Source organism: Pseudomonas sp. PA-7-1E (assembly GCF_021605325.1).
In the GTDB taxonomy this organism is placed as follows: Bacteria; Pseudomonadota; Gammaproteobacteria; order Pseudomonadales; family Pseudomonadaceae; genus Aquipseudomonas; species Aquipseudomonas fluorescens_BV.
This window is the reverse complement of record NZ_WKFA01000010.1, coordinates 1-24,002: the sequence shown is the minus strand read 5'-3', so window position 1 is coordinate 24,002 and position 24,002 is coordinate 1. Positions and strand designations below refer to the sequence as shown.

Sequence of the window (24,002 nt, the reverse complement as noted above, 5' to 3'; positions counted from 1 at the left end):
ATGCAGCAACTCAATCCTTCCGAAATAAGTGAAATTATCAAGGGCCGCATCGACAAGCTCGATGTGACCTCCCAAGCCCGTAACGAAGGCACTGTCGTCAGCGTATCTGACGGCATCGTGCGGATTCACGGTCTGGCCGACGTAATGTACGGCGAGATGATCGAGTTTCCGGGCGGCGTCTACGGTATGGCCCTCAACCTGGAGCAAGACTCCGTAGGTGCCGTTGTATTGGGCGCATACACCAGTCTGGCTGAAGGCATGAGCGCCAAGTGCACAGGCCGCATCCTGGAAGTTCCGGTTGGTAAGGAACTGCTGGGTCGCGTAGTCGACGCACTGGGTAACCCTGTTGACGGTAAAGGTCCACTGGGCAACACCGAGACCGACGCGGTCGAGAAAGTTGCTCCAGGCGTGATCTGGCGTAAGTCGGTAGACCAGCCTGTACAGACTGGCTACAAGGCTGTCGATGCCATGATCCCGGTCGGCCGTGGCCAGCGTGAGCTGATCATCGGTGACCGTCAGATCGGTAAAACCGCTCTGGCCATCGACGCGATCATCAACCAGAAAGACAGCGGCATTTTCTGCGTCTACGTAGCCATCGGTCAGAAGCAATCGACCATCGCCAACGTAGTTCGCAAGCTGGAAGAAAACGGCGCCCTGGCCAACACGATCATCGTGGCTGCCAGTGCTTCGGAATCTCCTGCGCTGCAATTCCTGGCACCGTACTCCGGCTGCACCATGGGTGAATTCTTCCGCGACCGCGGTGAAGACGCGCTGATCGTTTATGACGATCTGTCCAAGCAAGCAGTGGCTTATCGCCAGATTTCCCTGCTGCTGCGCCGTCCACCAGGCCGTGAAGCTTACCCAGGCGACGTGTTCTATCTCCACTCCCGTCTGCTGGAGCGCGCATCCCGCGTTTCCGAAGAGTACGTAGAGAAGTTCACCAACGGCGCAGTGACCGGCAAAACCGGTTCCCTGACCGCACTGCCGATCATCGAAACCCAGGCTGGCGACGTTTCCGCGTTCGTTCCGACCAACGTGATTTCCATCACTGACGGTCAGATCTTCCTGGAATCGGCCATGTTCAACTCGGGCATCCGCCCTGCAGTGAACGCCGGTGTTTCGGTATCCCGTGTGGGTGGTGCCGCTCAGACCAAGATCATCAAGAAGCTCTCCGGTGGTATCCGTACCGCTCTGGCTCAGTATCGTGAACTGGCGGCATTCGCCCAGTTCGCTTCTGACCTGGACGAAGCGACCCGTAAGCAACTTGAGCATGGTCAGCGCGTTACCGAGCTGATGAAGCAGAAGCAATACGCCCCAATGTCGATCGCTGACATGGCGTTGTCGCTGTATGCCGCTGAGCGTGGGTTCCTGACCGACGTTGAAATCGCCAAGGTCGGCAGCTTTGAACAAGCGCTGATTGCTTACTTCAACCGCGATCACGCCGAATTGATGGCGAAGATCAACGTGAAGGGTGACTTCAATGACGATATCGACGCTGGCATGAAAGCCGGTATCGAGAAGTTCAAGGCCACCCAAACCTGGTAAGCCGCAGCGGGAGCCGCAAGGCTCCCGCTTGCTAACCTGATAGGTGTTACATGGCAGGCGCAAAAGAGATTCGCAGTAAGATTGCGAGCATCAAAAGCACGCAAAAAATTACCAGCGCCATGGAAAAAGTGGCGGTCAGCAAAATGCGCAAGGCACAAATGCGCATGGCTGCTAGCCGTCCTTATGCGGAGCGTATCCGCCAGGTAATTGGGCATCTGGCCAACGCCAACCCGGAATACCGCCACCCGTTCATGATCGACCGCGCCGTCAAGCGTGTGGGTTATGTGGTAGTGAGCAGTGACCGTGGTTTGTGCGGTGGTCTGAATACCAACCTGTTCAAGGCCCTGGTCAAGGACATGGCGGTAAACCGCGAAAACGGCGTCGAGATTGATCTGTGTGTTGTTGGTAGCAAGGGTGCGGCCTTTTTCCGCAACTTCGGCGGTAACGTCGTTGCAGCTATCAGCCACCTGGGTGAAGAGCCGTCGATCAATGATTTGATCGGCAGTGTGAAGGTGATGCTGGATGCGTACCTGGAAGGCCGTATTGACCGCCTCTCCGTGGTATCCAACAAGTTCATCAACACCATGACCCAGCAGCCAACCGTGGAGCAATTGATTCCACTGGTGGCGACTCCGGATCAGGAACTCAAGCACCACTGGGACTACCTCTACGAACCAGACGCCAAAGAGCTGCTTGACGGCTTGATGGTGCGCTACGTGGAGTCGCAGGTGTACCAGGCGGTGGTCGAGAACAACGCAGCTGAACAAGCGGCGCGGATGATCGCGATGAAAAACGCTACCGATAACGCCGGTGATCTGATCAGCGATTTGCAGCTGATCTACAACAAGGCGCGTCAGGCTGCGATCACCCAAGAGATCTCGGAAATCGTCGGCGGCGCTGCCGCGGTTTAACGGTTCAAATATTCAGAGGATCCAGCTATGAGTAGCGGACGTATCGTTCAAATCATCGGCGCCGTTATCGACGTGGAATTTCCACGCGACAGCGTACCGAGCATCTATAACGCGCTGAAAGTACAAGGCGCGGAAACTACCCTGGAAGTTCAGCAGCAGCTGGGCGACGGCGTAGTTCGTACCATTGCGATGGGTTCCACCGAAGGCTTGAAGCGCGGTCTGGACGTTGTCGACACTGGCGCTGCCATCTCCGTACCGGTCGGTAAAGCGACTCTGGGCCGGATCATGGACGTACTGGGCAACCCGATCGACGAAGCTGGCCCGATTGCCACCGAAGAGCGCTGGGGCATTCACCGCGCAGCACCTTCGTTCGCAGAACAAGCGGGCGGCAACGACCTGCTGGAAACCGGCATCAAGGTTATCGACCTGGTTTGCCCGTTCGCCAAAGGCGGTAAAGTCGGTCTGTTCGGTGGTGCCGGTGTAGGCAAGACCGTAAACATGATGGAACTGATCCGTAACATCGCCATCGAGCACAGCGGTTATTCCGTGTTCGCAGGTGTTGGTGAGCGTACTCGTGAGGGTAACGACTTCTACCACGAGATGAAGGACTCCAACGTTCTGGACAAAGTGGCACTGGTTTACGGTCAGATGAACGAGCCGCCGGGAAACCGTCTGCGCGTAGCCCTGACTGGCCTGACCATGGCCGAGAAGTTCCGTGACGAAGGTAACGACGTTCTGCTGTTCGTCGACAACATCTACCGTTACACCCTGGCCGGTACTGAAGTATCCGCACTGCTGGGCCGTATGCCTTCGGCAGTAGGTTACCAGCCGACCCTGGCTGAAGAGATGGGCGTTCTGCAAGAGCGTATCACTTCGACCAAGGAAGGTTCGATCACCTCGATCCAAGCGGTATACGTACCTGCGGATGACTTGACCGACCCGTCGCCAGCCACCACCTTCGCCCACTTGGACGCCACCGTTGTTCTGTCCCGTGACATCGCTTCCCTGGGTATCTACCCAGCGGTCGATCCACTCGACTCGACTTCGCGCCAGCTGGACCCGAACGTGATCGGCCAGGAGCACTACGACACCGCTCGCGGCGTTCAGTACGTGCTGCAGCGTTACAAAGAACTGAAGGACATCATTGCGATCCTGGGTATGGACGAGCTGTCGGAAGCCGACAAGCAGTTGGTAAACCGTGCTCGTAAGATCCAGCGTTTCTTGTCGCAGCCGTTCTTCGTGGCTGAAGTCTTCACCGGTGCCTCGGGTAAATACGTTTCCCTGAAAGACACCATTGCTGGCTTCAAAGGCATCCTCAACGGTGACTACGACCACCTGCCAGAACAAGCGTTCTACATGGTCGGCGGCATCGAAGAAGCGATCGAGAAAGCCAAGAAACTGTAATCCTGGCGCCCGGAAACGGGCGCTCATCAGGTTGAGGCAATCAGATGGCTATGACAGTCCATTGCGATATCGTCAGCGCGGAAGGAGAAATTTTCTCCGGTCTGGTCGAGTTTGTAACAGCGCACGGTGACCTGGGTGATCTTGGTATCGCCATGGGTCACGCCCCGCTGATCACAAGCTTGAAGCCAGGTCCGATCACTCTGACCAAGCAAGGCGGGGAACGTGAGGTGTTTTACATCTCCGGTGGTTTCCTCGAGGTTCAGCCGAACATGGTCAAGGTACTTGCCGACACCGTGCAACGTGCTGGCGACCTGGATGAAGCCTCCGCTCAGGAAGCCGTCAAGGCTGCCGAGAAGGCGCTGAACGAAAAAGGCGCAGACTTCGACTACAGCGCTGCTGCAGTCCGTCTGGCCGAGGCCGCAGCCCAGCTGCGTACTCTCCAGCAGATCCGCAAGAAGTAAGCGGCGTCGCCGTTTTGTTTCATGCGTGATTGATTAAAAAGGGTAGCCTCGGCTACCCTTTTTCTTTTTTTGCAAAACACTTCTTTGGTCTGAACCCGGACCGCCCAGGATTGGTAGCCATTCATGTCTCTTGAAATCGTCATTCTCGCCGCAGGCCAGGGCACCCGCATGCGTTCAGCCCTGCCCAAGGTACTGCATCCGGTTGCCGGCAACTCCATGCTGGGCCATGTTATCCACAGTGCCCGCCAGTTGGACCCACAACATATTCATGTGGTGATTGGCCACGGTGCCGACGTGGTCCGTGAGCGTCTGGCTGCGGACGATCTGAATTTCGTATTGCAAGACAAGCAACTGGGCACCGGCCACGCGACCGCGCAGGCTGTGCCTTTCATCACTGCGGACACGGTATTGATCCTCTACGGCGATGTCCCGCTGATTGAAGTGGAAACCTTGCAACGCCTGCTCAAGCACGTGGTGCCTGGCCAGATGGGCCTGCTGACCGTTGAGCTGGATGACCCTACGGGCTACGGCCGCATTGTGCGCAACGCCGACGGCAAGGTGGCTGCCATCGTTGAACACAAAGATGCCAGCGAAGCCCAGCGCGCGATTACTGAAGGAAATACCGGCATTCTCGCCGTGCCCGCCAACAAGCTCGCCGACTGGATGAGCCGCCTGTCCAACAACAATGCCCAAGGCGAGTATTACCTCACAGACGTCATCGAGATGGCCGTCAGCGATGGCCTGCTGGTCGCCACCGAGCAGCCCCACCATCCGATGGAAGTGCAGGGCGCCAACGACCGCAAACAACTGGCAGAGCTGGAACGTCACTATCAACTGCGCGAAGGCCTGCGCCTGATGGCCCAGGGCGTGACCCTGCGAGACCCGGCGCGTTTCGATGTACGTGGCGAAGTCACGGTGGGCCGCGACGTCCTGATCGATATCAATGTGATCCTCGAAGGCCGCGTGATCATTGAAGACGGTGTGGTCATCGGTCCGAACTGCGTGATCAAGGACAGCACCTTGCGCAAAGGCGTGGTGGTCAAGGCCAACAGCCATATCGACGGTGCCGTGATGGGTGAGGGCAGCGATGCCGGGCCGTTTGCGCGCTTGCGTCCGGGTAGCGAGTTGGGGGCCAAGGCCCATGTGGGTAACTTTGTCGAACTGAAAAACGCTCACCTCGGCGAAGGCGCCAAAGTCGGCCACCTGACTTATCTGGGCGATGCCGTCATCGGCGCACGCACCAACATCGGCGCTGGCACCATCACCTGCAACTATGACGGTGCCAACAAGTACCAGACCACCATTGGTGAAGACGTGTTCATCGGGTCCAATAACTCGCTGGTTGCTCCCGTGACCATCGGTGATGGTTCCAACACCGCAGCGGGCTCGACCATCAACCAGGATGTGGATAAGTCCCAACTGGCCGTTGCCCGCGCTCGCCAACGCAACATCGACGGCTGGAAACGCCCGGTCAAGATCAAAAAGAGCTGAGTTATCCACAACTCGATAGGTTGAGACTCACTCCTGTGGGAGCTGGCTTGCCTGCGATAGCGGTCTGACATTCATCATGATGTCGCCTGACATGCCGCTATCGCAGGCAAGCCAGCTCCCACAGTTGTTTAGTGGCATGCCCGAAAGCTCTACAAAAATGCCTTCCGCCTCTTGACGATCTTTCCCCAATAGGTTTTGATTGCCTTCGCTATATTTCGAAACGAAACTTATCACTACCATGTCGAAACGAAACACCCCCCAGCGACGCCACAATATCCTCACCTTGCTCAACGAGCAGGGCGAAGTCAGCGTGGACGAGTTGGCCAAACATTTCGAAACTTCGGAAGTGACCATCCGCAAGGACCTTGCTGCCCTCGAAAGTAACGGCTTGCTCCTGCGTCGCTACGGCGGTGCAATCACTATGCCCCAAGAGCTGGTGGGCGACGCTGCCCAGCCCATCTCGGCCTACAAGCGCGCCATCGCCCGTGCAGCCGTGAAGCGTTTGCGTGAACATGCGCGCATCATCATCGACAGCGGCAGCACTACCGCCGCGATGATTCCCGAACTGGGCCATCAGCCGGGCCTGGTGGTGATGACCAACTCCCTGAACGTGGCCCGCGCCTTGAGCGAATTGGAACACGAGCCGGTGCTGTTGATGACCGGGGGTACCTGGGACCCACATTCGGATTCGTTCCAGGGCCAGGTCGCTGAGCAGGTGCTGCGTTCCTATGACTTTGACCAGCTGTTCATCGGTGCCGATGGCATCGACCTGCAGCGCGGTACCACTACCTTCAACGAACTGCTGGGCTTGAGCCGTGTGATGGCCGAGGTCGCCCGTGAAGTGGTGGTGATGGTCGAATCCGACAAGATCGGCCGCAAGATTCCCAACCTGGAACTGCCCTGGAGCAGCGTCCATACCCTTATTACCGATGATCGCCTGCCGCTCGAGGCCCGCGACCAGATCCAAGCCCGCGGCATTACGCTGATATGCGCGGCAATCATCTAGGAGAAACACCATGTGTGGAATTGTTGGCGCAGTCGCCGAACGTAACGTTACTGCCATCCTGATCGAAGGCCTCAAGCGCCTCGAATACCGCGGCTACGATAGCGCCGGTGTGGCCGTCTTCACCAACGCCGGCAAGCTGGAGCGCATGCGCCGCCCGGGCAAGGTCAGCGAACTGGACCAAGCCCTGGCCGGTGAGCCGCTGGCAGGCCGCCTGGGCATTGCCCACACCCGTTGGGCCACCCACGGTGCACCGTGCGAGCGTAACGCTCACCCGCACTTCTCCGGCGACCTGGCCGTGGTGCACAACGGCATCATCGAAAACCACGAAGTGCTGCGTGAACAGCTCAAGGGCCTAGGCTATGTGTTCACCTCGGACACTGACACCGAAGTGATCGCCCACCTGCTCAACCACAAGCTCAAGGATCAAAGCGACCTGACCACCGCCCTCAAGGCCACGGTCAAGGAACTGCATGGCGCCTACGGCCTGGCCGTGATCAGCGCCAGCCAGCCTGACCGCCTGGTTGCCGCACGCAGTGGCAGCCCATTGGTGATCGGCCTGGGCCTGGGCGAGAACTTCCTTGCCTCCGACCAACTGGCCCTGCGCCAAGTGACCGACCGCTTCATGTATCTGGAAGAAGGCGACATTGCCGACATCCGCCGTGAAAGCGTGCAGATCTGGGATGTGAATGGTCAGTCCGTCGAGCGCGAAGCCGTGCAATACCGCGACGGTGCCGAAGCCGCCGACAAAGGCGAGTTCCGCCACTTCATGCTCAAGGAAATCCACGAGCAGCCGTCCGTGGTACAGCGCACCCTGGAAGGTCGCCTGAGCCAGAACCAAGTATTGGTGAACGCTTTCGGCCCGCAAGCCGCCGAACTGTTCGCCAAAGTGCGCAATGTGCAAATCGTCGCCTGTGGCACCAGCTACCACGCCGGTATGGTGGCGCGTTACTGGTTGGAAGAACTGGCCGGCATCCCCTGCCAGGTCGAAGTCGCCAGCGAGTTCCGCTACCGCAAGGTGGTGGTGCAGCCCGACACCCTGTTCGTGACCATCTCCCAGTCCGGTGAAACCGCCGACACCCTGGCTGCCTTGCGCAACGCCAAGGAGCTGGGCTTCCTCGGCAGTCTGGCGATCTGCAACGTCAGCATCAGCTCCCTGGTGCGTGAATCCGACCTGACCCTGCTGACCCAGGCCGGTCGCGAAATCGGCGTGGCCTCCACCAAAGCCTTCACCACCCAACTGGTGGGCCTGTTGCTGCTGACCCTGTCCTTGGGCCAAGTGCGCGGCACCCTCGCCGAAGGTGTTGAAGCCACCCTGGTAGAAGAGCTGCGCCGCCTGCCAACTCGCTTGGGCGAAGCCCTGGCCATGGACAGCACTGTGGAAAAAGTCGCCGAGCTGTTTGCCGACAAGAACCACACCCTGTTCCTCGGCCGTGGCGCGCAGTACCCGGTGGCGATGGAAGGCTCGCTGAAACTCAAGGAGATCTCGTACATCCACGCCGAAGCCTACCCGGCCGGCGAACTGAAGCACGGCCCATTGGCCCTGGTGGACGACGACATGCCAGTGGTTACCGTGGCGCCGAACAACGAACTGCTGGAGAAGCTCAAATCCAACCTGCAGGAAGTACGCGCCCGTGGCGGCCAACTGATCGTTTTCGCAGATGAAAAAGCCGGCATGACTAACGGTGAAGGCACCCACGTCATCAACATGCCGCATATCCACGACACGCTGTCGCCGATCCTCTACACCATCCCGCTGCAGTTGCTGTCGTACTACGTGGCCGTGCTCAAAGGCACCGACGTTGACCAGCCGCGTAATCTGGCGAAGTCGGTGACGGTGGAATAAGCCTTACTGACGTACCCAATAGGGGTGGTTTTTAACAATAAAGATTGACACAAAACAATAAAGTTTGACACTGGCGAACATAGATTGACACAAGGCTCAAACCCCCGTATCTACGGGGGTTTTCCTTTCCAGGCTTTCCCTTTGGTCTGGAATCATCGCTTCAACTTTCAGCGGGTGTAGTCTAGAAAACGTTTTGTATACGGCCGCTTTGCCGGTCGTGTCCTTCTACGACTTTTTCTCGGCGCGAGGTGAAGCGGTCCGCATCGACTGAGGAGGCGTGGGTTGCGAGGTCGTAAGTTTGCATCACAGCAGGACATTGAACGGCACATTGCAAATGGATTTGGCGAAGGCGCCGGGGCAAGCTACGTGCCTTGGCTGCGGGTACAAGATGTCCCGTCGATAGGTCGTTCGCACAAGATTCAAGGCGTGAAGATCGAGAGGATTCATCACCTCCTGTCAGATCTCGAGCGTTCGTACTTCCTTGTGTGTGAATTTTCTGAAGACGTCGTGGATATACGGGAGCAATACCCTTTACTACCCACAGAGCGTGCGCAAGCGATAGCGTCGGCGATCGATGTACGCTATCCAAGATACCCTAGAACAACACTGCCTTATGTGATGACAACAGACTTCCTGTTAACTGTTAAGGACCCGAGCGGAAACTTCAAATCGGTAGCTAGGACGGTGAAGTATCGTTCCGATTTAATTGGCAATGGAAGTAAAAGAACACTTGAAAAACTTGAAATTGAAAAGCGTTTTTGGGAAAGCCAAGGTGTTGATTGGAAAATCGTAACAGACGAGTTTTTTACACGAGATTTGATTAAAAATCTTGGACTAATCAGGAGGTACTCGAAGCTCTCTCGTGATTTAATGAAAGCGCCGTTGCATTCGAGTTTTATCGAGTGCCTTGTAAACAGCCGGGAATATTCGTGGACCTTGGCCACCTGTCTAAGAAAAATAGCATCACTTCTGTCCATTTCCTATATAGACGCTCAAGCAATTTTCTTTCATCTGGTTTGGAACAAGATACTGAAAATCGATTTGGTTAACACTCCTCTCCACCTTACTGGTCTAGTTCCTGGCTTCGAAGTTTCACCGGGCCCTGTCCAAGTATCGTTGAAGGAGAAATTATCATGACTGTTCTCGTTAATGACGTTTTCGAGCCTGTAACCGATCTGTCGGTCATTGCTACGATAGCCAGGCTCCTTTACCAGGATGAAACGCATGACTTAGCAGTTTTGATGGATCTAGCTGACCCACCCCGGCAGCCGTACGCGGTTGGTCTGGATGAGCTGCGTCGCTCGATAGCGTCTGGTCACACCAAACCAGCAGCCATCACCACGCCCGAGTTTATGCTTGTGCTTGAGGAACAGTTGGATGAGAGAGCCAAGCAAGGCCGGGACGAAAAGTGGGCCGTCATCGCCCCTCTATTAGATCCTGAATACCCGGGACAAATATTTGTACGAGGTGAGTTAGGCCGGCTTGTTAGCAGACGGGCGTCAGAGCTCGGAATCCAGCGGAAAACGATCTATCGGCTTCTTTACCGATATTGGTTTTATGGTCAAGTTCGCAACTCATTGCTTAATAATTATACGGCGGTAGGTGTTGCCGATAGAAAATATGATCCGAGCAGGCCACCAGGGCGAAAGCCTAAATTTCAAGGCGTTCTTACTTCGCCTTCCAAGATGCTCAGTGCAGTTGATAAACGATGCATCCGTGTTGGATATGCTCTTTATGTAAGAGATAAGAAATCATCTATTTCGAGCGCATATGACGAAATGTTGAGACGATTCTACTCTGTTCGAGACATCTCTAAAAACAGTGAAGAAGAGCTTCGTTTGTTGCCTGGTTCAGAACTCCCCAGCTTGAGGCAGTTCCAATATTGGGGACAGATTTTTTTCGACGAGATTGAAACCGAGCGTGGCCGTAAAGGGTTGAGGAGGTGGTTAAAGGATTGCCGTCCGCTTTCAGGTACCGTTCGAGATTGGCTGCGTGGACCCTGTCATCAGTTCGAAATCGACGCAACGATTGCCGATATTTATTTGGTCAACAGCTACTCTAGACGGATGCTCATTGGTCGGCCCGTTGTTTATATCGTAGTGGATAGTTTCTCCGGAATAATTGCTGGTCTCTATGTAGGATTGGAGGGCCCTAGTTGGAATGGGGCGAGACAAGCGCTGTTCAACGCGTTTACCTCCAAAGTCGAGTTCTGCGCTCAGAACGGCGTTGACATCAATGCAGATGATTGGAATTGTCACCACCTGCCCCACCAGATTTACGCCGACCGGGGAGAGATGCTGTCACTCGCAGCAGAGGGGTTATCCTCAGGGTTGGGAATTGAGATGGGCACTGCCCCACCTTATCGGCCTGATTGGAAGCCTATGGTAGAAAGTCGGTTTGGCATTTTGAATGATTTGACGGGTATCAGGTGGCTACCTGGCGGGGTAGCTGCGCGGGACAAAGAGCGCGGCGAGCGAGATTACCGGCTCGATGCCACGCTGAACCTCAAAGAGTTCACCCAAATCCTCATCAATTGCGTGCTCCACTATAACCGTCACCATCGACAGCCTGACCGACTGACTCAAGCGATGATGAATGACGGCGTAGAACCTACGCCTAACGGTATATGGAATTGGGCCTGCGACAACGACCTGATCGAATCCAACAAACGTCCCGACGAGCTGGTTTATCTCCACCTTTTACCGCGTGAGCGCGCGACCGTTCAAAAGGGCGGAGTGATGTTTCGCGGCATGCACTACGTGTGTGATATGGCCATAGAGAAAGATTGGTTTGCCAAGGCTCGCAAAGGGGGCGTTTGGTCAATAGAGTGTTGGTTCGATCCGAACTCTGCGGCACACATTTGGATTCAAGGAGAGGCCAAGCAGTTTATCCGTTGTGATCTTCGACGATCGGATGCCGGTTACGCGAATTATCGCTCGGACGAGATTTTTGATCTGCTCGAAGCCTATCGCCAAAAACCGCCTACTCGCCGTCGAGCTGAGCTGGAAAGCCGTGTGCAGCTTAGCGATCAGGTCCACCAGATCATCAGTCACGCGCTCGCAGAACGAAAACAGGAACCTGCTCCGCCTACTAAGGCAGAGGCCACTGGAAACATCCGCGAGAACCGCGCAGAAGAACGTCTCCGCGAGCGTGAAAATGCGGTTGTTCCTGAAGGCGTCAGGGTGGAGCCAGCTTCACTTCAATCTGAAACGACACAGAAAGCGCATGATTCATATGCCGGTGAGCGCACCGCTCAGGTTATCGATTTGCTCAAAATAATTCGGCCAGGACAGGCAAAATGAAAGGTGCACAGACGTTTGCCAATTACGTCAGACAGGACATTAGTGAGTATGCGGGTAACCCGCTTATCGAAGCTTTGCCTCCGATATTGTCGGAGGCGGCGGCTGTTGAACTGATTTCGAACTTTCCTCAGCCGGTGGATCCGAAAGAGCTGACGCTCGAAGGAGCCACTCGAATTCACTGTATCGACAGGCTGAGAACCGTCGTACAGCCGTTCTTGCTACATCTGGAACTGGAGGCCCTGTTCTCACTGCTCATCCGTCGAGGGTATGTCGGGCGTAACCCGATGTCGCCCGCTACCGTCCGGCATTTGCATTCTTTATCGGGAGCTCAGCGTTACCACGATGCGTTCAAGTCCACTGCAGAAACGTTTACGGTCGTCGGCCTGAGCGGCATTGGCAAGTCAACGGCACTCCACGCCATCTTGAGCCTTTATCCACAGACAGTCCGTCATGAGCGCTATGAGGGAAAGCAGTTTGTTCATACCCAAATCACATGGCTGAAGCTTGACTGCCCTCGGGATGGATCGCTGGCTGGATTTTGCCAGCAGTTTTTTTATGCGGTTGGAGACGCTCTAGGAGACAAGGACTACCACAAGCGCTACCGGCATCGAAACATCAATGATGCGCTGCAACAGATGGAGCAGGTGGCCAGCACGTTTTTCATCGGCGCCTTGTTGATCGACGAGCTGCAAAACCTCCACCTGGCGAAAACCGGTGGTAAGGAGAGCATGCTGAATTTTTTCCTGCACTTGGTAAACAACATCGGTATCCCGGTGGTTTTCAGTGGCACGAACTCGACGATTAGCCTGTTCTCAGAAGCCATGCGGACTGCCCGCCGAGTTTGTGGTGCTGGTACGCTCGAATTCAAACGATTCGAAAAGGATGATGAGGAGTGGCGGTTGTTGGTCGAAAATCTCTGGAGCTATCAGTGGTGCAAACAGACGGCTGAGCTGACCGACGAGATTTTTGACACGCTGTATGAGCACACTCAAGGCGTCACGGATTTCCTGGTCAAGCTGCTGGTATTGAGTCAGCGTTATGCGGTCCAGAGTGGCTCGGAGTGTTTGACTGCCGAGATCCTGGTGAAGGTAAGCAACTCAAAAATGCAGATTCTAAAGCCAGCCCTTTCAGCTCTGCGTAGCCGTGATCCGAAGCGGATGCGACAGTTTGACGATTTGCTGCCGATTGAGGATCAGCTGAGCGAAATGATGGTTTTCGATGGATTGGCACGAGAGGATCGCCTCACCTTGCTTCGAAGCGTTGTATCCCGTGAGAAGCCGGTAGACCCATCTCCGACCATTTTTGCGAAAGATCACCCATCGCCGATTGCTACTGCTGTGGAAAACTCAGAGGCTAAAGCGCTTAGCGAACATGACGCTCCCCTCGACGCTCTGCGCGCTGCGGGCTGGCTCAACGAGGACCTGTTTGAGTTCTCACCGATGTATCACAAAGCGTGAGTCGGAGGGGGGGTGAAGTGCAACTTAAACTCCATTTCTTCCCCGCCGCGTTTCCCGACGAGACGCTGCACAGCGTGATTTCTCGTTATGCCCGTCTTTGCGGTGTTCGTAATTGCCAAGCAGCATTTGCCGGACTGAAATCGGCGGCAGCTTTTTCGCAAAATGTGGCATTCCCGAGTCATTTAGGGGATTTTGTCGATGCGCTACCCAGCGGTACTGAGCTATCGGTAGCCGAGGTCCTCATGCGCCACACATTATTACCCTACTATGCGCCGTTTTTGAGGATGAGCCAGGTCGAACACGCTCGGACGCTGATGACCGCTGATGGGAAAGGCTTGATGTTGAAGCTGGGCGTCAACGCGAGCCGTATTGGATTCGCCTCCCGAGTGCGGTTATGCCCAGAATGTATCGCACAAGATCAGGCTCAACGGGGAGTCGCTTACTGGCACAGGGTCCACATGCTTCCAGGCGTGCTGGTATGTCCGCATCACGGTACGTCACTCAGGATCCTTGATCCTCGCTGGTCCAGCCGCAGCTCTCGACAACTCAATCTGCCCAATGATGAGAATGTGCAAGCACACACAGTACTTCTCGACACCCCGTTGCGGTGCATGCCACCGCTTCACGAAATAGCGTTGCGCTCACTTCAGGTCCTCGAGTCTGACGTCACTGCTTTGTCGGCGGAGGCGGTGCGCTTCACGCTTTTACACAGGGCAACGCAGCTCAACCTTGCTTCTGATAACCATCGCTTGCACCTGCACATGCTGGCGCAGCACATGGCCGATTTTTTTGCTGCACTCCCGCGAGAATGGGAGTTTTCTATACTCGGAGATGTTCGTGCAGGTACACCCGCCTCATGGGTCACGAAGCTGCTTCGTACGCCTATAACCTCTCACCATCCGCTCAAATACATTTTATTGGCCGGTGCTCTGGGCGTTGAAATGGTGAGCTTGCTTCATGGTCAATGCCCAGTGAAAGAGGCGGTGGCATGTGATCCGAAAGCTCACATTCGGCTTCACGCGCGCCTTTCTCCGGTGATGCCTGGTGAAGGCCTGGACTGTTCGTCAGCCGCTGTGTGGCAACATGCTCTTGAAGGAGCTGATGCCAAAAAGATCGCTGCCGTTCTAGGCGTTTCATCAGCGTATGTCTATCGTCACATCAGAAATGTACCCGGCGGGCAAGATGCTTGGAGGGAGGCACGATTTCACACTGAGCTATGCGCAAGACGCGCGGCTTTCGAGGCTGATTATCGATTTTACAAAGCACATGCATGCAGGGGGTATGCGTGGCTGTATCGCCACGATAAGCAGTGGCTTTCGGAGTCAACTGCAAACCCAAGCCCCCATCGTACGCCTCGTCTAAATAGCACCGAAATGTTCGCTGCCCTCGATGCGAGACTGGCCGGCGAAGTCCGTCAGTGTGCCGACGCGCTTTATGCTCTTGCGGGTAAGCCTGTCCGCATTTCGCGTACCAGGATAGGTCGGGAGCTTCATGTTCTTTCTCGCTTCGAAAAGCAGCTTTGCAAGCTTCCTCTGTGTGCAGCAATGCTCGAAAAAGTATGTGAACCAATCGAAGGCTTTCACGATAGGCGTCTGCGATGGGCTAGACGCCAATTGCTCTCAGAGGGCAAGGCTGTATCACGTTCTTCGCTCTACAGGGTCGCGAGCATTCGACCCATGCTGTAATCCAGCTGGGCATTCCCCCTCCATCTAAAAAGTTCTAAATCAATTCACCATAAACCCATTATTTTTCTGTTAATGAAAAAATTCCCCTCCAGAATAGGTCCGGCATACGCTGGATCATCACGATCAGCATGTAAACGTACTAACCCGCGATCAACGGAAATAGTTTTGCAACCGGCATGGGCTGACCTACGCGGGTTTATCGATACGTGTTTTGTATTCGAGGAATACGGGCGCGGCAGGATTTAGATGAATTCACTACGATTCAAAGTTGAGCGGCTTGTCATTTCAAATCCAGACCGGATGCAGAATTTTAGGGGTTGCATATATACTGCCCCCGGATGCACATTCTCTTCGAGCCCTACCTTTAATCGGTAAATGATGTCTGATCTATTATTTTTCCCCGTTTCGATGCCGGATGAAATGCTTTACTCTCGTGTCACCCGATATCACTATCTGTCAGGTAACAGAACCGCGACGGAAACCTATCGCGATTTGTTCGCATCGAAACCCTTTTGCATCGGTGGCATCGTACCCAAGCAGATCGAGAGGCTCGCGCACAGGCTGCCGGGGCAATCGGAGAGCAATCTCGCAGAGTTGATCAGAAGCAATACTACTTTTCCTGCTTACCGACCGTTTCTTGGGGTTAAGCAGGGGCCAGAGAACGACGTAGGGCCACTGGGTTATGACGGGGTGGTACGGGTGCCCCGCAGAGAAGAGTCCACCCATGGCAAGGCTAAGCTTTGTCCTACCTGCGTTCAGGAAGATTTGATTGAGCGGGGTTTTGCCTACTGGCATCGATCTCACCAGATACCCGGTGTTGCCGTCTGTTGGCGTCATGGCGACGCATTGATCCATGCCTGCCCCGAGTGCTCTCGCCCGTTCTACCGTAAATTGAAGCTGCTTCCCAATCTGACTGAGCCATGCGCATGCGGCTGGAGCCCGTTAAACAGCGCAGCAATACACAAGGGGTCAAAGATGGAACAGAAAGTCGCTCTGTTCGCACACGATATCCTGCAACGCAATATCCCTCCGATAGGCAGTACGGTATTAAGTTCGTGCTACGTCCGCCAATGCAAGAAACGCGGATTCATTTTCGGAAAAAATGCGGGTATCGCAAAACTATTCGACAGCATCCAAAGCGCTTACGGCGATGAGCTTTTGGCGCAGATTGATCCAGCCTACAACACCGGAAAGCATGAGCAATGGATCCGGCTCAAATCAGATAAAGGTCAGCTAAATATGCCGCTCGCGCGGCATTTGATCATTGCTCTTCATTTGTTTTCCAGTGCAGATGGCTTTGAAGAGGCTCTGAAGAATGAGTCTATTCTGCTGAGTGCCGCTGTTTCTCCGCGAGCGCCCAAAGTCGAAGAATCGCGTCTTAGTCAAAAAACTAAATATCGCCAAAAAATCGAGTTGCTTTTAGCGCTACGTACCGATGCCAATATCGAGTACCTCTGGAAGAAGGCGTACAAACCTACGCAATGGATTCTAGAAAATGATAACGCATGGTTAATGGCAAAACTCCATGCCCCTAAAAAAGCTACAGTTAAGGTCGAAAAGTCCGTCGACTCAAGAGACGACGCCTATGCAGCCCTTATCGAAGCGGGCGTAGATGAGCTGTATAAAGTTACGAAAGATCCGAAGAGAGTGAACATTCGGAATTTGCAATCGCTGCTCCCAGGTTCGTTACCTCATGAGCTGGATCTACGCAAGCAGAGGTTCCCTCTTACTTATCAACAGATCAAGATTCATCAGGAGTCAGTATGGCATTTTCGTCTAAGAACTTTGGTGTGGACTGTCTCTGAACTCATCAGGATGAAGCTCCCCGTGAATTACTCGACGGTAAGATTGACCTCAGCGGTATCAAGCAAGGTTTTCCTGGTTTTTTGCAGTTTCTTCGAGTGGGATCTGGAAAGCCTGGCAAGAACCGGGGTCGACGCGGAGGCCCTGCTCAGGTCTACCGGCGTATCGAGGAATTGGGAGGGACCACCGGTTCAAATAAGCTTTTGAGGGCATCTTTGTTCCGTCAGCGTCTGCCAACCTTTGGTGTTAACAAAAATCCCATCTGGCTTGAAAGCGTAAATGCGGGGTAGCGTCCACCTTTCACATTAGTAACCTTCGCGGCAGCTTTCTGAAAGCTTTCACTTGTTACTCTTTAACTCAGTAAATTGAGCTTTAGGAGAAAATCATGAAAGCAATGACAGCAGTGAAAGCGTTTTGCGCCGCTTCGATTTTGACCTTATCTTCATTAGCCATGGCTGAAGGTGGCGGTGACCGCGTGTATGGTCGAATGATGCAAGAGAACCAACAAGCAATGGAGCAATATGCCTCAAGGAACGGCAAGACTCCTCCTGAAGTTGTTCATTATGAATATGGTATGAACCTCGATATCCACAAGGTCGTCAGTGTCACGCAAGCCAATAAAACCTGTGGGGTTGCCCCTTCGCGCATGACCTATGAAGACTCTACGGGCAAGCTTAACACCGTGGAATATAAGGTCATGGCCGACAACTGCCCCCATGGAAGCTAGACAATGAAATTATTTAAGAACTGCATAATTCTCCTTTGTCCGAAACTAGCTTACTGCTCGCTGACGTAGAAGTAATTTTCAGGAAAGCCTGAAGTTATCCATTTTATGAAATCATTCCGTCAGTCGAAGGGTTTCTAACGTGCAGTAAACAATTGCTCGACCACCTGATACATCCCGCCTCCTTGTTTTTCCTTTGGTTTGGGAGGTGGTTTAGGCGCCCTAGTGGCGCCTTTTTTACGTTCGAAATGAGCTATGTCCTCTGCACGGCCATGACCTTCACCATGCAGGAGTGAGATTAGAAGATCAGTTTTCGGGGTATTCAGCAACGACGTGGTCTGTGCCTGCCTTTGACAAGCCGATTACGTTATACGCGTCATGTTTCCCGTCCACTTCCATTCCTGGGGAGCCGGCCGGCATGCCTGGAACGGCAATCCCGAGCAGGTCATCACGTTTGCTCATCGCAATGATTTGCTCGGCGGGCACGTGACCTTCAACAAACTTTCCGTTGATGGTTGCTGTGTGACAGGACGAGAGCTCAGGAGAAATCCCGAGACCGCGCTTGATCGCGCTCATGTTGGTTTCCACGTGATCAACGACGGTAAAGCCGCTGGCTTCAAGGTGCTGGACCCATTTCTTGCAGCATCCGCAATTAGCGTCGCGATGTACATCGATCGTCAATGGCTCTGCTGCGTGACTGGCTGAACTGATGAACAGAGCCACGAGAGCAGCGAGACGAAGTGCCCGTCTGCGACGAAGAGAATTATTTCGCATGGGTATGTTCCTTCCCATCAGTATGTGTATGTGATTTGGGCTGTACGGTTGGAGTCGGGGCCGCGTCATCTGAAGCTTCCCTACCCTTATGATCGGCGTGGTCCGCAGGCTCCTTTGCAGACGGCGCTGCGGAGGGGCCATGGGCATGTGCCGTGTTTTTCTCGTCATCATTAGCGCGGACTTCCGCCCTTTGGTTGGCAGCACCTGCGCCACTTTGCCCCTGGGTCGTTCCATGTTGACCCTCATGGTTGTGCATCACGCTTTCGCCACCACCGTGTTGATGGCCACCGCTACTCGTGATCAGGGCTTTGTATTGCTCTGTATCAAGTGACGGAAGCTGCTGGAGAAATGCGACCATCCCCTATATGTACGGATCGGCCATGCTTTTGCCCCACGCGGGCATGCCGGTGGATTTGATGCCGTGCTTGATGATCCAAAAAGCTGCGGCTGGGTGCCCATCGACGCCCAGTTTTGAAAGGTTCGGAGGTGCGGGGTAAAGGCTGTTACTCAGTTCGGTGCCTGTAAGGCCCGGAGCCAAATGGCAACCGACACACATCGAGTTGTAGTTGCCAGCACCTTCACGGATGAGGGCTTCTTGGCTCAGGTCGGGGACCTGAATGTCGCGCGAGCGCACTTCGATCGAGCGATCCCGAGCAATAGAAAGTAGCGCGTAGACAGGGGCAGAGTGGGGATCATCCGCCCCGACATTGATCACGCCGAAATATACCACGCCGGCAGCCGCTGCTACGGTGGCCAGACCAGCAGCTATCAGTGCCTTCAGTGTAATCTTCATGCCCGGTTCTCAGAACCACATCCGGATACCGGCGACAAAGCGTGCCTCGCTGGCATCTTCACCTTCCTCACGTGCAAAGTCTGCCGTATTGCCATAGGAACGGCTCCAACTCACCCCGATATAAGGGGCAAATTGGCGGACAATCTCATAACGCAATCGGAGCCCCACTTCGGTGTTGGCTAATCCGGACCCTATGCCGCGCTGAGGGTCATTCTTCCCATAAAAATTGACCTCGGCCGTCGGCTGCAAGATCAATCGATTCGTCAGCAGAATGTCGTAATCGCCTTCCAGTCGAGCAGCCGATTGACCGTTCTCACCGATGTAGGCAGTCGCTTCGGCCTCGAAGTTGTAGAGGGCCATGCCCTGAATGCCGAGTGCGGCCCAGGTTTGAGGAGACCCTGGTTTGAAATCCTGTCGTACACCGGTGACGACGTCCCACCACGGTCCGATGGAGTGCCCCCAGAGCGCGGATAATTCAGCACTTTCCGTCACGCCATTGGTACGTTCGCCTTCCGAGCGCAACCACAGTCGATCAATGTCACCGCCGATCCATCCTTTCGCATCCCAAGCCAACGCACTACCGTTGTCAGCATCCTGGTATTCAAACTTATCCAGCAGCATGAAAGAGTTGATTGTTTTGTCGTGGACACCATGACCAGCGACATCTGGAAAGGCGGCTGCACGGTCAGCATCGGTAAGTACGGGGACAGGGGTTCGACTGGTTGTCGTCGTCCCTTCATCCATACTTTCCATGCCGGTCATTTGACCGTCGTCCATTTTCATCTTGCTGTGGTCCATAGCCCCCATGTTGCTATGGTCCATCGCTCCCATGGAGCCATGGTTCATCTTCGAGTGATCCATCTCTTCAGCGGCGTGAGCCACGGCAAAGAAGACAGGACTCGTAGAAACTGCCAATACCATCAACGTTGGGCGTAAAAAATTCTTGGTCATGATCTCAATCCGCCTTCTTGTTTTCATGGTCATGATCCATCGACTCATGGCGCATCTTGGTATGAGGTATCGTCGCGTGATTCGGCGTTGCCTCGTTTGACGTGGTCGCAGTCTTGTTCGGCGCATCCGCAGAAGTAGCAGGTGAAGGATCACCACGTTCTTCGACTGCCAATGCTACGCAGGAGAATCCACCCATCAGGCCAAAAGCAAAGAGGCAACCGATCAGCGATTTACGATTTAGGTGTGTGCTCACAGATCGTCTCCTTTACTCATCAACCCGTACTTCACGGAACATGCCCATTTCCATATGGAAAAGCAGGTGGCAGTGATAGGCCCAGCGACCTAAAGCATCGGCGGTTACTCGATAGCTGCGCTTGGTACCCGGTGGCATGTCGATTGTGTGCTTACGTACCATGAACTTGCCGTTTTCATCTTCAAGGTCGCTCCACATTCCATGAAGGTGGATGGGGTGCGTCATCATGGTGTCGTTTACCAAGGTGATGCGAAGACGCTCCCCGTACTTGAGACGAAGGGGCTCAGCATCAGAAAATTTGATGCCGTTGAAGGACCAGGAAAACTTTTCCATGTGACCGGTCAGATGCAGCTCAATGGTGCGATTGGGCTCTCGGCCATCAGGGTCCTGGAAAGTGCTCTTCAGATCTGAGTAAGTGAGCACCCGTCGACCGTTGTTCCGCAAACCGATACCTGGATCGTTCAGTTTTGGCGTTGGGTTCATGGCCTGCATGTCAACCAACGGGTTGTTGGTTTCGGACGCTGGGTGAGATTGCATCTCGCCTCCCATACCGCCCATCCCTGCCATCTGGCTGTGGTCCATGCCGGCCATGTCGGACATGTCGCCTTTGTCCATCCCCGCCATCTTGCTGTGGTCCATGCCGGCCATGTTGGACATGTCACCTTTGTCCATACCTGCCATCTTGCTATGGTCCATGCCGGCCATGTTGGTCATGTCACCACTGCCCATGCCGGTCATCCCGGTCATGTCACCTTGGTCCATTCCCTGCATCTTGCTGTGATCCATGCCAGCCATACCTGACATGTCACCCTGTTTCATATCGCCGCCGCCCATGCCAGCCATGCTGCCATGGTCCATGCCAGCCATACCGCCCATGCCCATGTCATCCATGGTCAACAGCGGACGCGGATCGATCGCCGGTACCGGTGCTTTCAGTCCTTCACGAACTGCCAAGGTCCCCCGCGCATAGCCGGTTCTATCCATGGACTGGGCAAAGATTGTGTAAGCCTCCTCGGTGGCAGGCTCAACAATCACATCATAGGTTTCTGCCACGGCGATTCGGAATTCATCGACACTGACTGGTTGGACATATTGGCCGTCGGCCGCCACCACGGTCATTTTCAAACCAGGAATGCGAACATCGAAATAGCTCATCGCTGAGCCATTGATAAAGCGCAGGCGTAGCTTCTCGCCAGGCTTAAAAATACCGGTCCAGTTGCCGTTCGGCGCTTGGCCATTCATGAGGTAGGTGTAAGTATCCCCGCTGACGTCTGCCAGATCAGTTGGGTTCATTTTCATTTCGGCCCACATTTTCCGGTCGGCGACGGCAGCAGACCAACCTTGCTTGCTGACGTCGTCGATGAAGTCGCCCACGGTACGTTTGTGGTGGTTGTAGTAGTCCGATTGTTTCTTGAGTTTGGCCATGACGCGCCCAGGATCCTCATCGGTCCAGTCAGTCAGCATCACCACATAGTCGCGATTGTATTGAAACGGCTCAGGCTCTTTCGAATCGATGACTATTGGCCCGTAAACACCTGCCTGCTCTTGCAACCCAGAATGGCTGTGGTACCAGTACGTGCCGTTTTGATGCACCTTGAACTTGTATTCGTACATGCCGTCGGGCGCGATGCCGTGGAAGCTCAAACCCGGTACGCCATCCATGTTGGCAGGCAAAATAATGCCGTGCCAGTGGATGGAGGTGTCTTGATCCAGACGGTTCTTCACGCGCAGAGTGACCGTCTCCCCTTCGCGCCAACGCAGCAAAGGCCCCGGCAACGAGCCATTGATGGTCATGGCTGTGCGCGGCGAGCCAGTGATGTTTACCGGCGTTTCACCAATAAACAGATCAAATTCGTTGCCGGTGAGGACGCTCGGCAGGCCGGGACTGGTCACTGCCCATACAGGAGTGCGCCACAGACCAAGGCCACCAAGGATGCCGCCGGCGGCCAGGCCTTTAACGAATGTCCGTCTAGAGGTTTTGGAATGCATGCCGTTTATTTCCAATCAGTCAAAAGGGAGCCGTTCAAATCAACCCGTGAGTTGGCAAGATGAGCTTCGCGTACCGAAAAAAAGACGAATTTTTCATTGCAAGCGAGCTCAGAAATTGCCACATCTAAACCACCTTCGTGATTACATTTCTGTCAGCTTGGCCACGTGCCTGATCGTTCAGCAGTTTTTATGGTCCATCGCTTTGGCTTTGCTTTCAGCGACAGGCGGTTGAGCGCTCTGCGTTTGAGCTACCTGGTACGATTCCATCGAATTCGTCCTGGCCACTTCCATACGTGCGAAAGTCCGGTCACCACCGCCTTCAGCCATGGCCAGAGTGGAAACAGTCAGCGCTGCGACGACGAACAAGGTTTTGATGGTGTTCATATGGGCTACCTCAGATGTGTGAAAATATCCCCTCTGAATCACATCATGGATTGGACTCTTTGGGGGTGAGCAAAAGACTCAGTTGGACTATAAGAGACACCCCCTGTCAGGAAGCTTAGGCCAATATTACAGTTGTGTCAGTTTGGAATATTTTTCTTGAAGTACACGCTATTTAATACGTATGGTCTCCATCTTTTCGCATTGCGCGACTTTTATTGAATATAAGATTGAAGTGTAATCATTGCTTTGGGTTCCATTAATTCTCACGGAGGCGATGTTCTAGGTCTCTGCATTAAAATTAATAGGAGACTTGAATGCTCTGCTGCAACAGCTGGGTGTTCAATGATCAAAGAAGATAGTAATGCCACCGAGGGTGATTAATTGTGAGTATTAATTTTGAGAAAGCATTAGGCTCCGCAGAAAGAGCGTTAGTTTATCGTGGCCAAAGAGCTGAGATCTTAAGTAACAATATCGCGAACGCTGACACTCCGAACTTCAAAGCCCAAGACTTGGATTTTTCTACTGTGCTCGCCAGCCAAACCAAAGAACCTGCTACCACTGCGTTTTCTTTGAAAACAACAAACGCAAAGCATTTTCTTAAGAAAGAATCGGCGGTGGCTATATACGGGCGCGACTTGCTTTACAGCACGCCGGCTCAGCCTGCCTTGGACCAAAATACTGTCGATCAGCAGGTCGAGGTCGCGAAATACACGGAAAACGCGATACGTTTCGATGCCGCTTTTACTCGGCTAAATGGAGCATTCAAGGGTTTGCTCAAAGCTCTGCGCGGTGACTAGCAGCATAGGCGCATGCGAGCCAACTTTGGCCGATACAGCGGCTCAGGTACTTTCGGATTCAAAGGTATTCACCATCAGACGACGCTCTACTCAGGAGCAGGCGTCTCCATTCAATGGCTGATCTTGGAAGGAAAACCAACAGCCTCCACAGCTTTACGGAGCTGTTCAGCGTTTTCGCTACTTTCAACACTCACCTTACCGGTTGATCGATCGACGGAGACCGTAGCGTTGTCGTCCAGTGCCTGGATCGCTCTGGTGATTTTGCCGACGCAGCTGCCGCAACCAATGCCTGATACATCTAAGGATGGTCTGAAGTAGTTGTGTATTTCTGGCTGACTTCAGCCCCTGCCGATTTTAAAAGCGGCAAATCGATCAAAAACGCTCAGATCACCCGCTTATTTCTGTGTTTTTAGCCGCCGCGAGCACCTC

At 54.2% G+C, this 24,002-nt stretch carries 20 protein-coding genes and 1 pseudogene; 14 read left to right on the top strand and 7 right to left on the bottom strand.

The window, feature by feature from the left end:
* The 13 genes from atpA (at position 1) to GIW79_RS08940 (ending at position 17,635) form a co-directional block, all read left to right on the top strand.
* Positions 1–1,545, top strand: coding sequence for a F0F1 ATP synthase subunit alpha (atpA, locus tag GIW79_RS09000; RefSeq protein WP_003195831.1), 1,545 nt, complete (start codon positions 1–3; stop codon positions 1,543–1,545).
* 50 nt (positions 1,546–1,595) lie between these two features.
* A complete protein-coding gene (gene atpG, locus GIW79_RS08995) occupies positions 1,596–2,456 on the top strand; it encodes a F0F1 ATP synthase subunit gamma (protein WP_003233565.1) in 861 nt (286 codons plus the stop codon).
* Positions 2,457–2,483: 27 nt separating this feature from the next.
* Positions 2,484–3,860, top strand: a complete 1,377-nt coding sequence (gene atpD, locus GIW79_RS08990; protein WP_003195827.1) for a F0F1 ATP synthase subunit beta — start codon at positions 2,484–2,486, stop codon at positions 3,858–3,860.
* A 44-nt stretch (positions 3,861–3,904) separates the two neighbouring features.
* Positions 3,905–4,321: a F0F1 ATP synthase subunit epsilon gene (locus tag GIW79_RS08985; protein ID WP_003195825.1), complete on the top strand. Its 417-nt coding sequence runs from the start codon at positions 3,905–3,907 to the stop codon at positions 4,319–4,321.
* 123 nt (positions 4,322–4,444) lie between these two features.
* Entirely contained in the window at positions 4,445–5,812 is a 1,368-nt protein-coding gene (gene glmU, locus GIW79_RS08980) for a bifunctional UDP-N-acetylglucosamine diphosphorylase/glucosamine-1-phosphate N-acetyltransferase GlmU (protein WP_198862139.1), read from the top strand.
* A 238-nt stretch (positions 5,813–6,050) separates the two neighbouring features.
* Entirely contained in the window at positions 6,051–6,818 is a 768-nt protein-coding gene (locus tag GIW79_RS08975) for a DeoR/GlpR family DNA-binding transcription regulator (protein ID WP_003195822.1), read from the top strand.
* A 10-nt stretch (positions 6,819–6,828) separates the two neighbouring features.
* Positions 6,829–8,661 carry a glutamine--fructose-6-phosphate transaminase (isomerizing) gene (glmS, locus tag GIW79_RS08970; protein ID WP_054898302.1) on the top strand — a complete coding sequence of 611 codons (1,833 nt, stop codon included), beginning with the start codon at positions 6,829–6,831 and terminating at the stop codon, positions 8,659–8,661.
* Positions 8,662–8,943: 282 nt separating this feature from the next.
* Positions 8,944–9,798 carry a TnsA endonuclease N-terminal domain-containing protein gene (locus GIW79_RS08965; RefSeq protein WP_045061250.1) on the top strand — a complete coding sequence of 285 codons (855 nt, stop codon included), beginning with the start codon at positions 8,944–8,946 and terminating at the stop codon, positions 9,796–9,798.
* Positions 9,795–11,963 (top strand): Mu transposase C-terminal domain-containing protein, encoded by a 2,169-nt coding sequence (locus tag GIW79_RS08960; protein ID WP_236453043.1) that lies wholly within the window; start codon positions 9,795–9,797, stop codon positions 11,961–11,963. The genes GIW79_RS08965 and GIW79_RS08960 overlap by 4 nt, the downstream gene beginning before the upstream one ends.
* Positions 11,960–13,420 carry an ATP-binding protein gene (locus GIW79_RS08955; RefSeq protein WP_236453044.1) on the top strand — a complete coding sequence of 487 codons (1,461 nt, stop codon included), beginning with the start codon at positions 11,960–11,962 and terminating at the stop codon, positions 13,418–13,420. Before GIW79_RS08960 ends, GIW79_RS08955 begins: the two co-directional genes overlap by 4 nt.
* Before the next feature lie 17 nt (positions 13,421–13,437).
* Positions 13,438–15,105, top strand: a complete 1,668-nt coding sequence (locus GIW79_RS08950) for a TnsD family Tn7-like transposition protein (RefSeq protein ID WP_082060923.1) — start codon at positions 13,438–13,440, stop codon at positions 15,103–15,105.
* Positions 15,106–15,483: 378 nt separating this feature from the next.
* Positions 15,484–17,115 (top strand): TniQ family protein, encoded by a 1,632-nt coding sequence (locus GIW79_RS08945; protein ID WP_236453047.1) that lies wholly within the window; start codon positions 15,484–15,486, stop codon positions 17,113–17,115.
* Positions 17,116–17,302: 187 nt separating this feature from the next.
* Positions 17,303–17,635 carry a DUF2790 domain-containing protein gene (locus GIW79_RS08940; RefSeq protein ID WP_032872197.1) on the top strand — a complete coding sequence of 111 codons (333 nt, stop codon included), beginning with the start codon at positions 17,303–17,305 and terminating at the stop codon, positions 17,633–17,635.
* A 303-nt stretch (positions 17,636–17,938) separates the two neighbouring features.
* Here GIW79_RS08940 and GIW79_RS08935 read toward each other — a convergent pair whose 3' ends face one another.
* The 6 genes and pseudogenes from GIW79_RS08935 to GIW79_RS08910 all read right to left on the bottom strand — a co-directional run bounded on the left by GIW79_RS08935 (position 17,939) and on the right by GIW79_RS08910 (position 22,776).
* Positions 17,939–18,406 carry a DUF411 domain-containing protein gene (locus GIW79_RS08935; RefSeq protein ID WP_032872163.1) on the bottom strand — a complete coding sequence of 156 codons (468 nt, stop codon included), beginning with the start codon at positions 18,404–18,406 and terminating at the stop codon, positions 17,939–17,941.
* Positions 18,396–19,199: pseudogene (locus tag GIW79_RS08930) on the bottom strand (c-type cytochrome). Before GIW79_RS08930 ends, GIW79_RS08935 begins: the two are co-directional and overlap by 11 nt.
* A 9-nt stretch (positions 19,200–19,208) precedes the next feature.
* Positions 19,209–20,183, bottom strand: a complete 975-nt coding sequence (locus GIW79_RS08925) for a copper resistance protein B (RefSeq protein WP_019816897.1) — start codon at positions 20,181–20,183, stop codon at positions 19,209–19,211.
* Positions 20,155–20,403: a hypothetical protein gene (locus GIW79_RS08920; protein WP_131670796.1), complete on the bottom strand. Its 249-nt coding sequence runs from the start codon at positions 20,401–20,403 to the stop codon at positions 20,155–20,157. Before GIW79_RS08920 ends, GIW79_RS08925 begins: the two co-directional genes overlap by 29 nt.
* Positions 20,404–20,415: 12 nt before the next feature.
* Positions 20,416–22,392, bottom strand: a complete 1,977-nt coding sequence (locus GIW79_RS08915) for a copper resistance system multicopper oxidase (protein WP_034115529.1) — start codon at positions 22,390–22,392, stop codon at positions 20,416–20,418.
* Positions 22,393–22,569: 177 nt separating this feature from the next.
* Complete coding sequence (locus tag GIW79_RS08910) at positions 22,570–22,776, bottom strand: co-regulatory protein PtrA N-terminal domain-containing protein (protein ID WP_019816895.1); 207 nt, start codon at positions 22,774–22,776, stop codon at positions 22,570–22,572.
* Positions 22,777–23,159: 383 nt separating this feature from the next.
* Between GIW79_RS08910 and flgB the strand changes: the two genes are divergently transcribed.
* Positions 23,160–23,573, top strand: a complete 414-nt coding sequence (gene flgB, locus GIW79_RS08905) for a flagellar basal body rod protein FlgB (RefSeq protein WP_019816894.1) — start codon at positions 23,160–23,162, stop codon at positions 23,571–23,573.
* Between the two features lie 110 nt (positions 23,574–23,683).
* On the opposite strand, the gene GIW79_RS08900 is transcribed toward flgB, so the two are convergent.
* Complete coding sequence (locus GIW79_RS08900; RefSeq protein WP_236453050.1) at positions 23,684–23,899, bottom strand: heavy-metal-associated domain-containing protein; 216 nt, start codon at positions 23,897–23,899, stop codon at positions 23,684–23,686.
* Between the last annotated feature and the right edge of the window lie 103 nt (positions 23,900–24,002).